At 62.1% G+C, this 13,537-nt stretch carries 10 protein-coding genes and 1 pseudogene; all 11 read left to right on the top strand.

The annotated features are described in order from the left end of the window. Positions 1 to 71 precede the first annotated feature (71 nt). The 11 genes and pseudogenes from glnE to Q8K09_RS01845 all read left to right on the top strand — a co-directional run bounded on the left by glnE (position 72) and on the right by Q8K09_RS01845 (position 13,526). On the top strand, positions 72 to 3,017 hold the full coding sequence (gene glnE / locus Q8K09_RS01895; protein WP_305253323.1) for a bifunctional [glutamate--ammonia ligase]-adenylyl-L-tyrosine phosphorylase/[glutamate--ammonia-ligase] adenylyltransferase: 2,946 nt from the start codon (positions 72 to 74) through the stop codon (positions 3,015 to 3,017). Between the two features lie 70 nt (positions 3,018 to 3,087). Continuing rightward, complete coding sequence (locus tag Q8K09_RS01890; protein ID WP_305253322.1) at positions 3,088 to 4,011, top strand: branched-chain amino acid transaminase; 924 nt, start codon at positions 3,088 to 3,090, stop codon at positions 4,009 to 4,011. Between the two features lie 107 nt (positions 4,012 to 4,118). After that, positions 4,119 to 5,153 carry a lipopolysaccharide heptosyltransferase II gene (waaF, locus tag Q8K09_RS01885; protein ID WP_305253321.1) on the top strand — a complete coding sequence of 345 codons (1,035 nt, stop codon included), beginning with the start codon at positions 4,119 to 4,121 and terminating at the stop codon, positions 5,151 to 5,153. Position 5,154: 1 nt separating this feature from the next. Then, entirely contained in the window at positions 5,155 to 6,153 is a 999-nt protein-coding gene (waaC, locus tag Q8K09_RS01880; RefSeq protein ID WP_305253320.1) for a lipopolysaccharide heptosyltransferase I, read from the top strand. Between the two features lie 61 nt (positions 6,154 to 6,214). Next, the gene (locus Q8K09_RS01875) at positions 6,215 to 7,336 is read left to right on the top strand and encodes a glycosyltransferase family 4 protein (RefSeq protein WP_305253319.1); all 1,122 of its coding nucleotides are present in this window, start codon (positions 6,215 to 6,217) and stop codon (positions 7,334 to 7,336) included. A 124-nt stretch (positions 7,337 to 7,460) separates the two neighbouring features. Then, the gene (gene rfaP / locus Q8K09_RS01870) at positions 7,461 to 8,309 is read left to right on the top strand and encodes a lipopolysaccharide core heptose(I) kinase RfaP (protein ID WP_305253318.1); all 849 of its coding nucleotides are present in this window, start codon (positions 7,461 to 7,463) and stop codon (positions 8,307 to 8,309) included. Then, positions 8,302 to 9,039 (top strand): lipopolysaccharide kinase InaA family protein, encoded by a 738-nt coding sequence (locus Q8K09_RS01865; RefSeq protein WP_305253317.1) that lies wholly within the window; start codon positions 8,302 to 8,304, stop codon positions 9,037 to 9,039. The genes rfaP and Q8K09_RS01865 overlap by 8 nt, the downstream gene beginning before the upstream one ends. Further along, positions 9,036 to 9,113 (top strand): annotated as a pseudogene (locus Q8K09_RS01860) (lipopolysaccharide kinase); the annotation flags it as partial. The gene Q8K09_RS01865 and the pseudogene Q8K09_RS01860, both read left to right, overlap by 4 nt. A gap of 53 nt (positions 9,114 to 9,166) precedes the next feature. Then, positions 9,167 to 10,645 (top strand): lipopolysaccharide kinase InaA family protein, encoded by a 1,479-nt coding sequence (locus Q8K09_RS01855; RefSeq protein ID WP_305253316.1) that lies wholly within the window; start codon positions 9,167 to 9,169, stop codon positions 10,643 to 10,645. Positions 10,646 to 10,657: 12 nt separating this feature from the next. Next, positions 10,658 to 12,412 (top strand): carbamoyltransferase, encoded by a 1,755-nt coding sequence (locus tag Q8K09_RS01850; protein ID WP_305253315.1) that lies wholly within the window; start codon positions 10,658 to 10,660, stop codon positions 12,410 to 12,412. Then, positions 12,384 to 13,526: a glycosyltransferase gene (locus tag Q8K09_RS01845; protein WP_370869469.1), complete on the top strand. Its 1,143-nt coding sequence runs from the start codon at positions 12,384 to 12,386 to the stop codon at positions 13,524 to 13,526. Before Q8K09_RS01850 ends, Q8K09_RS01845 begins: the two co-directional genes overlap by 29 nt. Positions 13,527 to 13,537: the final 11 nt, after the last annotated feature.

Below are 13,537 nucleotides of genomic sequence, written 5' to 3'. Positions count from 1 at the left end.
GCGCGCCGCGTCAAACCTGAGGGTTTGCGGCTTTACGCGTGTCATTTGCAGCCCGCCAAAAAGGATAGACCATGAGCCTGCCCACGTTGGCTTCTTTACCTGCCACTCTTGCTCCCCTGGTGCTGCGCGCCGAGCAGTCCCTCGAGGCAGCTTGCGCCGCATGCTCGGTTGCTGCTGCCGCCGACTTTGCTGCCTGGCCGAGCGCCCGCTGCGAGGCGCTGCGGCGCGTGGCAGCGGCCAGCGACTTCGTTGTCGAGCAAGCCCAACGCGACCCGCAGATGTTCTTGGAGTTGGCCGCCTCTGGCGAGCTGGAACGCTCGCTGCAGGCCGGTGAGCTGCGTGGGCAGCTGGTGGCCGTGCTGCTCGATTGTACGGATGAGGATGAGCTGGGTCGCCGCCTGCGGCGTTTCCGCAATCGTCAGCAGTTGCGCATCATCTGGCGCGATATCAGCCGCCAGGCCGATCTGATCGAGACCTGTCGCGATCTCTCGGAGATGGCTGATATCTGCATCGATCTGGCCTATCAGTGGCTTTACTCGCGGCATTGCGCCCAGTTCGGCACACCTGTTGGGCGGCGCAGTGGCCAGGCGCAGCACATGGTGATTCTCGGCATGGGCAAACTGGGCGCCCATGAGCTCAATCTGTCCTCGGACATCGACCTGATCTTCGGCTACCCGGAGGGCGGGGAGACCGAAGGGGTCAAGCGGCCACTGGATAATCAGGAATTTTTCATTCGCCTTGGTCAGCGGCTGATCAAGGCGCTGGACGCCATTACGGTCGATGGTTTCGTCTTTCGCACCGACATGCGCCTGCGCCCCTATGGCTCCTCGGGTTCGCTGGTATTCAGTTTCAATGCGCTGGAGCAGTACTACCAGGATCAGGGCCGTGACTGGGAGCGCTACGCGATGATCAAGGCGCGGGTGGTCGGTGGCGATCAGGTCGCTGGCGCGCAGTTGCTGGAGATGCTGCGGCCGTTCGTTTATAGGCGTTACCTGGATTTTTCCGCGATCGAAGCGCTGCGCACCATGAAGCAGCTAATCCAGCAGGAAGTGCGGCGCAAGGGTATGGCCGAGAACATTAAGCTTGGCGCAGGTGGTATTCGCGAAGTGGAGTTCATTGCTCAGGCCTTCCAGTTGATCCATGGCGGGCGCGACCTGAGCCTGCAGCAGCGCTCACTGTTCGCGGTGCTTACTACCTTGCGTGATCAGGGTTATCTGCCGTCTGCAGTGACTGACGAGCTGCGCGATGGCTATGCCTTTTTACGCTATGCCGAGCATGCCTTGCAGGCCATCGATGATCGACAGACGCAGACGCTCCCGGACAACGATCAGGATCGCACGCGGGTGGCTTTTATCATGGGCTTCGACAACTGGGCAGCGTTCCATGAGCAACTGATGCACTGGCGTGGCCGGGTTGACTGGCATTTCCGTCAGGTGATCGCCGACCCGGATGAGGATGCCGATACCGCCGATGACGAAGTGGTCGGTGGTGAGTGGTTGCCGCTGTGGAGCGATGTGCAGGACGAGGCAGCCGCCTGTCGGCAGTTGGTCGAGGCCGGGTTCAGCGATGCGCAGTCCGCTTGGCGGCGCCTTGCCGGTTTGCGCAACGGCAACCAGGTGCGGGCCATGCAGCGTCTCGGTCGCGAACGCCTGGATGCTTTTATGCCGCGTCTGTTGGCGCAGGCGGTGGAGCATGAAAATCCTGATCTGGTGCTGGAGCGGGTGTTGCCGCTGATCGAAGCGGTGGCGCGGCGCTCGGCCTATCTGGTGCTGCTGACGGAAAATCCCGGTGCCTTGCAGCGCCTGCTGACGCTCTGCGCCGCCAGCCCGTGGATTGCCGAGCAGATTGCCCGCTTCCCTTTATTGCTCGATGAACTGCTTAACGAGGGGCGACTGTTCAAGCCGCCGCTGGCGCCGGAACTGGCCGCGGAGTTGCGTGAGCGACTGATGCGCATCCCCGAGGATGACCTGGAGCAGCAGATGGAGGCGCTGCGCCATTTCAAACTGGCGCACCGCTTGCGTGTGGCCGCCTCGGAAGTTGCCGGTAGCCTGCCGCTGATGAAGGTCAGTGATTACCTGACCTGGCTGGCCGAGGCGATTCTCGATCAGGTGCTGGCCCTGGCCTGGCGGCATACCGTGAGTAAATACGGAGCGCCGCAGCGTGCCGATGGCAGCCTGTGCGACCCGGATTTCATCATTGTCGGTTACGGCAAGGTGGGTGGCATCGAGCTGGGCCATAGCTCTGACCTGGATATGGTGTTCATCCATGATGGCGACCCTCAGGCCGAAACCAATGGCGCCAAACCCATCGACGGTGCGCAGTTCTTCAATCGGCTGGGTCAGCGCATCATTCACTTGCTGACCACCCAGACCAACTCCGGCCAGCTCTACGAGGTCGACATGCGACTGCGCCCCTCGGGCGTGGCGGGGCTGCTGGTCAGTTCGCTGGGCGCCTTTCAGCGCTATCAGGAAAACGAAGCCTGGACCTGGGAACATCAGGCGCTGGTGCGCGCCCGGGTGCTGGTCGGTTGCCCGCGGGTCGGCAAGGCGTTCGAGGCAGTGCGCGCGGCGGTGCTGGGTCGTGAGCGTGACCTCGACCTGCTGCGCGCCGAGGTCAGTGAGATGCGCGCGAAGATGCGCGATAACCTCGGCACGCGAGCCACGGCGGCCGGTACCGCGGCCAATGCCTTCGAGGCCTCGGCCTGCTTCGACCTCAAGCAGGATGCCGGTGGTATCGTCGATATTGAATTTATGGTGCAATACGCGGCCCTGGCGTGGTCGCGACAATACCCCGCGCTGCTGGAGTTCACCGATAACATCCGCATTCTGGAAGGCCTGGAACACCTTGGTTTGTTGGTTGCCGAAGATGTCGGTCTGCTGCAAGAGGCTTACAAGGCCTACCGTGCAGCGGCCCATCGCCAGGCGCTGCAGAAGCAGCCCGGCGTGGTGCGCGGTGACCAGTTCCAGGAGCAAAGACGCAGCGTGCGACGTATCTGGCAAGAGCTGGGGCTGAATTGAATTGTGTTGGCCGGCAGGCGCGCAGCGCACCGGCGACTGAGTAGCAATCAAATTTGAGGAGCAGGCAACTATGTCGATGTCCGATCGTGATGGCGTGATTTGGTATGACGGCAAACTGGTGCCGTGGCGTGACGCGACCACCCATGTATTGACCCACACCCTGCATTACGGCATGGGCGTTTTCGAGGGCGTGCGCGCCTACGACACTCCGGACGGCGCAGCGATTTTCCGCTTGCAGGCGCACACTGATCGCTTGTTCGATTCGGCTCATATCATGGCCATGAAGATTCCGTTCTGCAAAGACGAAATCAACGAAGCGACCCGCGCTGCAGTGCGTGAGAACAACCTGGAAAGCGCCTATATCCGCCCGATGGTGTTCTACGGATCGGAAGCCATGGGCCTGCGCGCCACTGGCCTGAAGGTGCATGTCATCGTCGCTGCCTGGAACTGGGGCGCCTACATGGGCGATGAAGCGCTGCAGATAGGTATCAAGGTGCGCACCAGCTCCTTCACACGCCATCACGTCAACATCTCGATGACCCGTGCCAAGGCCAACGGCAACTACATCAACTCGATGCTGGCCCTGCAGGAAGCCATCTCCGGCGGCGCCGACGAAGCCATGCTGCTGGATACCGAAGGCTATGTGGCCGAGGGCTCGGGCGAGAATATCTTCCTGGTCAAGAACGGCGTGGTGTACACCCCGGAAGTGACCTCGTGCCTCAACGGCATCACCCGCAACACCATCCTGACCCTGGCCGACGAACTGGGCATCCCGGTGATCGAGAAGCGCATCACCCGCGACGAGGTGTATATCGCTGACGAGGCCTTCTTCACCGGCACCGCCGCCGAAGTCACGCCGATCCGCGAAGTCGATGATCGGCAGATTGGTGCTGGTCGCCGCGGTCCGGTGACCGAAAAGCTGCAAAAAGCCTATTTCGATCTGGTGGCCGGCAAGACCAGCGCCCATGCCGAATGGCGCACGCTGGTGAAGTAACCCGTAGGCTGGGCTTTGCGCTGCAAAGCCCAGCATGACGCAGACTCACGCGGTGTCCGTTGGGCTTCGTCGCTACGCTCCTCAACCCAACCTACGCTGTTGAGCTTATGAATATCCTGATTATTGGCCCCAGCTGGGTGGGTGACATGGTGATGGCGCAGACGCTGTTCCAGTGTCTCAAGCAGCGTCATCCCGACTGCGAGATCGATGTGCTGGCCCCGGACTGGAGCCGGCCGATCCTTGAGCGCATGCCCGAGGTGCGTCAGGCCCTGAGTTTTCCGCTCGGCCACGGCGTGCTGCAACTGGCGACCCGGCGCAAGATCGGCAAATCCCTGGCCGGTCAATATGACCAGGCGATCCTGCTGCCTAACTCGCTGAAATCGGCCCTGGTGCCGTTCTTTGCCGGCATTCCCAAGCGCACTGGCTGGAAGGGCGAGATGCGCTACGGCCTGCTCAACGATGTGCGGATTCTCGATAAAGACCGTTATCCGCTGATGATCGAGCGCTTCATGGCGCTGGCCTTTGAGCCTGGCATTGATTTGCCGAAACCGTATCCACGCCCGAGTCTGCGCATAGAGGAAGCCAGCCGCGATGCGGCACTGACCAAGTTCGGTCTGAGTCTGGATCGACCGGTGCTGGCGCTGTGTCCGGGGGCCGAGTTCGGTGAAGCCAAACGCTGGCCGAGCGAGCATTACGCCAAGGTCGCCGAACTGAAAGTCCGCGCCGGCTGGCAGGTCTGGCTGTTCGGCTCGAAGAATGATCACCCGGTGGGTGAAGACATCCGCGCCCGCCTGATTCCGGGCCTGCGCGAGGAAGCAGTCAACCTGGCCGGCGAAACCAGCCTTGCCGAGGCCATCGACCTGCTGTCCTGTGCCGGTGCCGTGGTGTCCAACGACTCTGGCCTGATGCATGTGGCGGCAGCGCTGAATCGCCCGCTGGTAGCGGTCTACGGTTCGACTTCGCCGGGCTTTACCCCGCCGCTGGCCGAGCAGGTGGAAATCGTCCGCCTGGGCCTGGAATGCAGCCCGTGCTTCGAGCGCACCTGCCGTTTCGGTCACTACAACTGCCTGGGTCAGCTCAAGCCGCGCCCGGTGATCGAGGCGCTGGATCGCCTGGTCAGTGACCCGGTCGAGGTTGAATAGTTTGCGGGTTCTGTTGATCAAAACCTCTTCGCTGGGCGACGTGGTGCATACCCTGGCAGCATTGACTGATGCCGCGCGGGCGATCCCCGGTATCCAGTTCGACTGGGTGGTGGAGGAGGGCTTCGCCGAGATTCCCGCCTGGCACCCGGCCGTCGCGCAGGTGATCCCCGTAGCTATTCGCCGCTGGCGCAAGCACCTCTGGCAGACGTTCAAGAGTGGCGAGTGGAAGCGTTTCAAGCAGCGCCTCGGCGAAACCCGATACGACCTGGTGATTGATGCCCAGGGCTTGCTGAAAAGTGCCTGGCTGACCCGCTTTGTGGCGGCGCCAGTTGCAGGCCTGGACGGTGATTCGGCGCGCGAGCCGATCGCCAGTCGTTTCTATGACCGGCGTTATGCCGTGCCGCGCGAGCAACACGCCCTTGAGCGTACCCGCCAGTTGTTCGCCCAGGCGCTGGGCTATGCGTTGCCGGAGGGTATTGGCGACTATGGGCTCAATCGCGCGCGCATGGCCGGTGCGGTGGAGCAGCCTTATCTGTTGTTCCTGCACGGCACCACCTGGCCGAGCAAGCATTGGCCTGAGGCCTGCTGGCGCGAGCTGGCCGAGCGCATGAGCGAACTCGGCTGGGCGTTGCGCCTGCCCTGGGGTAATGAGGTCGAGAAGGCGCGCGCCGAGCGCATCGTCGCTGGACTGGACAATGCCGCGTTGCTGCCCAGATTGAATCTGGCCGGTGTGGCCAAGGTGATCGCGGGTGCCCGCGCCTGCGTGGCGGTTGATACCGGTCTCGGGCATCTGGCCGCGGCCCTGGATGTGCCAACCATCTCGCTTTATGGGCCGACACTGCCTGGGCGAGTGGGTGCCTATGGTCGCTCCCAGGTACACCTGTGCGCTACCGGACCGGGTGCCGGAGCGGGCGACCGCCACCAGTCCTGTTTCGAGACGCTGTTGCCGCAGCAGGTGGTCAGCGAGCTGCAGGCGCTGCTGGCCGAGAAGGCCGTCTGATGCGGCGTTCGAGCATTTTTCCCGGTTTGCATCCGGGCTACGCGATTGAAGGGCACGCTTGATGCAATTGGCTTTTATCCTCTACAAATATTTCCCCTACGGCGGTTTGCAGCGCGACTTCCTGCGAATCGCGCTGGAGTGCCAGGCGCGCGGCCATGCGATTCGCGTGTATACGCCGATCTGGGAAGGCGAAGTGCCTGCGGGCTTCGAGGTGGTGGTGGTGCCGGTCAAGGCGCTGTTCAACCACAAGCGCAACGAGAAGCTCACGGCCTGGGTCGAGGCTGACCTGGCCAGGCGCCCGGTCGACCGGGTGATAGGCTTCAACAAGATGCCGGGACTGGATGTGTATTACGCCGCCGACGGTTGCTTCGAGGACAAGGCGCAGACCCTGCGCGGCCCGATTTATCGCAAGTGGGGGCGTTACAGGCATTTCGCTGAATACGAGCGCGCGGTGTTCGCCCCCGAATCGAAGACCGAGATCCTGATGATCTCCGAGGTGCAGCAGCCGTTGTTCATCAAGCACTACCACACCCCGCTGCAGCGCTTTCACCTGCTGCCGCCGGGTATCGCCCAGGACCGCCGCGCGCCGGCCAATGCCGCGCAAATACGCGCCGAGTTCCGCGCCGAGTTCAAGCTGGCTGACGATGATCTGTTGCTGGTGCAGATTGGTTCCGGGTTCAAGACCAAGGGCCTGGATCGCAGCCTGAAAGCCGTCGCTGCCCTGCCGCGCGAGTTGCGCAAGCGCACCCGACTGATCGTCATCGGCCAGGACGACCCCAAGTCTTTCCTGCTGCAGATCAAGACCCTGGGCATTTCTGAACAGGTGCAGATCCTCAAGGGGCGTAGCGATATTCCGCGCTTTCTGCTCGGCGCCGACCTGCTGATCCATCCGGCCTACAACGAAAACACCGGCACCGTGCTGCTCGAAGCGCTGGTCGCCGGCTTGCCGGTGCTGGTCACCGATGTCTGTGGTTACGCTCATTACATCCGCGATGCCGATGCCGGGCGGGTGTTGCCGAGCCCCTTCGAACAGCAACGCCTCAACCACACCCTGGCCGACATGCTGGCCGACGATCAGCGCCGCGCCTTCTGGGGTCGCAACGGCCTGGCCTATGCCGACTGTGCCGACCTCTATTCCATGCCGCAGAAGGCGGCCGATGTGATCCTGGCGGAGCGCCCATGAACTTCTTGTGTAGGGTGCGCTGTGCGCACCACCAGGCTGGCATCGCCGCTTCACTGGTGCGCACGGCCTGGGTGGCCCCGCGACACCCTGCGGATGTAGGCACCCGCCAGCAAGGGTGGCATGCATGCGCCTGATCCTTGCCGAACCCTTTAAAAGTCTGTGGGCCGACCAAGACCCCTTTGTTGCGGTCGAGGCCTTGCAAGGTCAGGTCTATCGCGAGCTGGAGGGGCGGCGCACGCTGCGCACCGAAGTGGCCGGGCGCGGCTATTTCGTCAAGATTCACCGTGGCATCGGCTGGCGTGAGATTGCCAAGAACCTGCTAACCGCCAAATTGCCGGTGCTCGGTGCAGGTCAGGAGTGGCGGGCAATCCAGCGCCTGCAGGAAGTCGGCGTGGCGACCATGACCGCCGTGGCCTATGGCGAGCGCGGCAGCAATCCGGCGGCGCAGCATTCCTTTATCATCACCGAGGAGCTGGCGCCCACGGTCAGCCTGGAAGACTTCAGCCTCGACTGGTTGCAGAACCCGCCAGCGCCCGCGCTCAAGCGCGCGTTGATCGCCGAAGTGGCGAAGATGACCGGTAACATGCACCGCGCCGGGGTCAATCACCGCGACTGCTATATCTGCCACTTTCTGTTGCACACCGACAAACCGGTCAGCGCGAGCGATTTTCGCTTGTCGCTGATCGACCTGCACCGCGCGCAGATCCACACCCGCTTGCCGCTGCGCTGGCGCAACAAGGATTTGGCCGGGCTGTACTTCTCGGCTTTGAATATCGGCCTGACACAGCGCGACAAGCTGCGTTTTCTCAACGGTTATTTTGCCGCCATGCATGAGTCACAAAGCCTGCGCGCCCCGTCGCTGCGGCAGATCCTGCACGACGAGGCGCCACTGCTCGCTTGGTTGCAGCGCAAGGCGGACAAGCTGCTCGCCCGTTATGCACGCAAATATGCCCCAGGTGCCAGCAATGAGTGAGTGGCGACTGAGCGAAGAGGTATCGCCGCAGGTTGCGATTTCCTTTGTCGACCTGGATGCGGTGTTCGCCTTGCAGGGTGAACCTATAACGCGCGATCCGCTGTCCGAGGTGATTCGTGTCGAGTGCGAAGGCGTGCGCTACTACGTCAAACGCTATCACGGCGCCGGCAAGGGGTTGCGCCGCTTTATCGGGCGCCCACGGGTCAAGGCCGAGTGGCAGAATCTCAAGTATTTTGCCAAGTGGGGCATCGCTACCGCGCCCATCGTCGCCTATGGGTTGGAGCGCAAGGCTGGCGCCTTCATCCGCGGCGCGCTGATCACTCGTGAGCTGATCGGCACCGAGGACATGGCGCAGTTGGCACAACGCGATGCGGCCTGCCTGCACGACCGCACCTGGGTGGCGCAGGTCAGCCAGCAACTGGCCGCGGCGACCCGCACCCTGCATGAGCACCACTTCACTCATAACGACTTGAAGTGGCGCAACGTGCTGGTCAATGCTCAGGGCGAGCTATTTATCATCGACTGCCCGACAGGCGCCTTCTGGTGGGGACCGTTGCTGCGCTATCGCATCGCCAAGGATCTTGCCTGCCTGGACAAGGTGGCCAAGTACACGCTGTCGCGCACTCAGCGCCTGCGTTTCTATTTGCAGTACTGCGGTCGGCAGCACCTGAATGCGGTGGACAAGCGCCGCGTACGGCAGATCGTTGGCTATTTCGAGGGCCGTGAATGAACGATTTTATTGCCGAACAGGATCGTGCGCTGCTCGAGCGCCACGGCCTGGCCAACTATGATGCGCTCTGGGCGAGGACGTGCTTGCAAGATCGCGGCAGCCGCCCATACAGCAAGGATATGTACCGTTGACTCTCGCTGAGCTGCGGTGGGCCGGGCGTAGCCCGCAGTTACCAATTTCTATCGAGCTGGAGGATGCCGCCGGTCCCGCTTCCCTGACGCTGGAAAAACTACTGCGCGTGCTGCCCGGGCAGCGCTATGTAGGCGTGGCCGAGTGGCGTGGGCGCAAGGTGCTGGCCAAGTTGTTGGTGGGCGGCAAGGCCGCGCGCGCCTTCCAGCGTGAACTGCACGGCGCACGCCTGCTCGCCGGGCAGGGCTTGCCTACGCCACGGCTGCTGGCCGATGGCCTGCGCGAAGGCGAAGGTGGCTGGCTGTTGTTCGAGTACTTCGATAACGCACAAGGTCTGGGGGATGTCTGGCGTGTGATTGAGCATCAGGCGCTGCTTTCCGATGATCAGCAAGCCTTGCTCGGCGAAGCGCTAGGGTTGGTTGCGCGGATGCACAGCCAGGGGCTCTGGCAGGCTGACCTGCACCTGGACAACTTGCTGCGCCATGACAGCCAGTTGCACGTGATTGATGGCGGCGGCGTCTGCTGTGAAACGCCCGGCGAGCCGTTGTCGCGTACTAAAGTGCTGGAAAATCTAGGGGTCTTCTTCGGCCAACTGCCGGCCAGCCTGGATGCTTTTATCGAAGAACTGTTGGTGCATTACCTGTTGGTCAACGGCGCGCATGCCTTGCCGCTGGAGGCGCTACTCAAGGAGATTGGCAAGGTTCGCCGCTGGCGCCTGCGCGACTACCTGCGCAAGATCGGCCGTGACTGCAGTCTGTTCAGCGCGCGCCGCGGTGCATCGGTTCTGCGGGTGGTGCGGCGCGAGGATGAGAGTCGCTTGGCGCCATTGCTGGCCGATCTAGATACAGCTATCTCCGCTGGACAACCGCTCAAGCTCGGCGGTACCTCCACCGTGGCGCTAGTCGAGCAGGCCGGCCGCCCGCTGGTGGTCAAACGCTACAACATCAAGGGTTTCGCCCATTGGCTCAAACGCTTCTGGCGGCCGACTCGCGCCTGGCACAGTTGGGCGGAGGGCAATCGCCTGGATTTTCTCGGTATTGCCACGCCCAGACCCCTTGCCCTGCTGGAGCTGCGCACCCTGTGGCTGCGGCGGCGTGCCTATCTGATTACCGAATACGCCACCGGTGAGGATATAATCGCGCGATTCAGACCCTGCCTGGACGCGCCAGGGGAGAGCAGTTCGCCGTCTGAGGCTGATCTCCAGGCGCTGGATCAGCTGTTCGCAGCCTTGTTGCGCGAGCGCATCAGCCATGGCGATCTCAAGGGCAGTAACCTTCTTTGGGATGAGGGGCTGCAGGACGGTCGTTGGGTTCTGATCGATCTGGATTCCATGCAGCAACACCACAGTACGCGTCGTTTTGCCAAGGCTTATGCCCGCGATCGCGCTCGATTTTTACGCAACTGGCCAGCCGACTCAGGGCTGTTCAAACTGCTCGATGAACGTTTACCGCAGGTGCCTGGCACCTGCCCTGAATAGAGGTTTTCACCTGTGGCACTGACGATTCTTGGCCTGTCCGGCGCTCTCAGTCACGATCCTTCCGCGGCTCTGTACATCGACGGCAAGTTGATCGCGGCTGCCGAAGAAGAGCGCTTCGTGCGCGACAAACACGCGAAGAACCGCATGCCCTACGAGTCGGCCAAGTTCTGCCTGGAACAGGCCGGGATCAAGCCGAGCGACGTCGACGTGGTGGCGATTCCCTTCGCCCCGATCAGTTTGTTCGGTGAGGCGCGTTGGAAGTACGCCAAGCGCTATTGGTATGCCCCGGATCGGGCGCTCGACGCGATCCTGATGGGCAACCGTCGCTACAAGCGCTACCGCAACAAGATTGTCTGGTGTTTGGAGCAGCTCGGCTTCGACCCTAAGAAGATCAAGATCGAGCCGGTCGAGCACCACCTGGCCCACGCCTCCAGCGCCTACCACTGCTCCGGGTTCAAGGAGAAGACCGCGATCCTCGGCATCGACGGCAAGGGCGAATACGCCACCACCTTCTTCGGCTACGGCGAGAACGGCAAGATCCACAAGATCAAGGAATTCTTCGATCCGGATTCGTTGGGCGGCCTGTATGGTGCGATCACCGAATTCCTCGGCTTCGAGATGCTCGACGGCGAATTCAAGGTCATGGGCATGGCGCCCTATGGCGACGCCAGCAAGTACGATTTCTCGCGTCTGGCCAAGTTCGAGAACGGCGAGCTGATCATCAACACCGAGTACGCCAACGTCATCGGTCTGCGCCGCTATAAAGAGAAGGGCAAGGGCTTCTACTTCTCGCCCAAGCTGATCGAGTGGCTGGGGCCCAAGCGTGTCGGCGATATCGCCGATGACCCCTACATCCACTATGCCGCCAGCATGCAGGCGCTGTTCGAGAAGCTGGCGCTGCAGATGATGGAGCACTACCTGGGCGACATCATTCGCGAAACCGGCAAGATCGCCTTCGCTGGCGGCTGCGCGCTGAACGTCAAACTCAACCAGAAAATCATCGCCCGCGATGACGTCAAGGAACTGTTCGTCCAGCCAGCTTCCGGCGATGCGGGTACTGCGGTGGGCGCCGCCGCCTATGTGTCGCATGCCCGCGGCGTGCCGGTGGAGAAGATGGAGCACGTCTACCTGGGCCCGTCCTTCTCCAACGAAGACGTGATCGCGGCCTGCGCAAAGCACCCGAGCAAGCCGGTATACAAGCGGATCGACAACATGCCGCAGCGCATCGCCGAGATCATGGTCGCGGGCAACCCGGTGGCCTGGTTCCAGGGCCGCATGGAGTTCGGCCCGCGTGCACTCGGCGGTCGCTCGATCGTCGGTTGCCCAAGCATCCCCGGGGTGGCTAACCGGATCAATGAGCAGATCAAGTTCCGCGAGCGCTGGAGGCCCTTCTGCCCGTCGATGCTCGACACCGTGGGTACGCAGATGCTCAAGGTTGATCATCCGTCGCCGTTCATGACCTTCACCTTCGAAGTCAATGAAGAGTGGAAGACCCGCGTCAGCGAAGTGGTCCACGAAGACGGCACCTCGCGCGCCCAGGTGCTCAAGCGCGAATACAACCCACGCTACTACGACATGATGCTGGAGCTGGAAAAACTCACCGGCAACGGCGTGTCGCTCAACACCTCACTGAACCGCCGCGGCGAACCGATGATCTGCTCGCCCACCGATGCGCTGAACATGTTCTTTGGGTCAGACCTGCAGTACCTGATCATGGAAGATATTCTGGTGGTCAAGGATGGTATGGATTGGCATGAGCAAGCCTGAGTCGCGCGTCCTGCAGCTCTGTCACGGTTATGACGGGCCTTTCCTTGACTGTGCCCGGCAGTATGCTGTGCTGTTCGCCGGCACTGAATACAAGGTGACGACGGTCTACCTGACCGGCGCACCCAGTGCAGAGGTGGAGGCTGGCTCGGCATCCGACGAAGTGATCTTTCTCGACTACTCGAGCCGCGAGGTTCGCGGTCTCAAGCTGAAAGCGATTCGCGATATCAGGCGAATCCTCGCGGGCCGCGATTTCAAATTCTGCATCGCCCACCGTTTCAAACCGATCTATATCAGTTTGCTCGCCTGCAAACTGCCGGTGATCGGCGTGCACCATGCCTTCGGTGTATACAGCCGCTTCTCGCGTCGCCTGTTTATTAACCGCTTCAGGCAGCGCCTGTTGCTGCTCGGTGTATCCAATGCCGTGCGCGACGAGATGCGCAGCCACCTGGCTGGCTGGCCCCCTGAGCGTATCGAAACCCTGTACAACCGCATCGATGTGGAGGCGGTACAGGCCGAACAGGTTTCACGGGAGTTGGCGCGCGAGCATCTAGGGTTGCCGCAGGACGCCTGGGTGGTTGGTAATGTCGGCCGACTGCACCCGGACAAGGACCAGGCCACGCTAATCCGTGGTTTTGCACTCGCTTTACCAAATTTACCAGCGGGTAGTTTGCTGGCGATTATGGGAAGTGGTCGTCTTGAAGATTCGCTCAAAGCGCTGGCCAGTGAGTTGGGCGTCGCCGAATCCGTGCGCTTCCTTGGTCAAGTAGCGAACGGGCGCCGATATTTCAAGGCGTTCGACGTTTTTGCCCTGACCTCCGACCACGAGCCATTTGGCATGGTGCTGCTTGAGGCCATGGCTGCAGGCGTGCCGGTGATATGCAGTGATTGCGGCGGGGGGCGGGAAGTCTTGGAGGGCGTCGGGTTGTTGTTTTCGCTAGGCGATGCTATGGCTCTTGCTGGCTGCCTGCTGCAATGTGAACCAGCAGCTGTCGATGTATGGACTACGCCATCCATTGAGCGGCTTTCCGGGGTTTTTTCCGACGTGGCAGTGCGAACAAGCTTTTGGCAGTTGCCGTTGGTTCGGCGATTGATTTCTCCGCCATCAATCTACTGAGCGGAGTTGCG

It is taken from the genome of Pseudomonas sp. (assembly GCF_030683065.1).
Lineage (GTDB): Bacteria > Pseudomonadota > Gammaproteobacteria > Pseudomonadales > Pseudomonadaceae > Aquipseudomonas.
Note: the sequence above shows the minus strand (reverse complement) of the source record. Positions and strands in the feature narration are given on the sequence as shown.

Coding starts and splice junctions, on each gene's coding strand:
- glnE (WP_305253323.1), top strand. CDS start 72: ATGAGCCTGCCCACGTTGGCTTCTTTACCTGCCACTCTTGCTCCCCTG.
- Q8K09_RS01845 (WP_370869469.1), top strand. CDS start 12,384: ATGGTATGGATTGGCATGAGCAAGCCTGAGTCGCGCGTCCTGCAGCTC.
- rfaP (WP_305253318.1), top strand. CDS start 7,461: ATGCGCCTGATCCTTGCCGAACCCTTTAAAAGTCTGTGGGCCGACCAA.
- Q8K09_RS01865 (WP_305253317.1), top strand. CDS start 8,302: ATGAGTGAGTGGCGACTGAGCGAAGAGGTATCGCCGCAGGTTGCGATT.
- Q8K09_RS01890 (WP_305253322.1), top strand. CDS start 3,088: ATGTCGATGTCCGATCGTGATGGCGTGATTTGGTATGACGGCAAACTG.
- waaF (WP_305253321.1), top strand. CDS start 4,119: ATGAATATCCTGATTATTGGCCCCAGCTGGGTGGGTGACATGGTGATG.
- Q8K09_RS01875 (WP_305253319.1), top strand. CDS start 6,215: ATGCAATTGGCTTTTATCCTCTACAAATATTTCCCCTACGGCGGTTTG.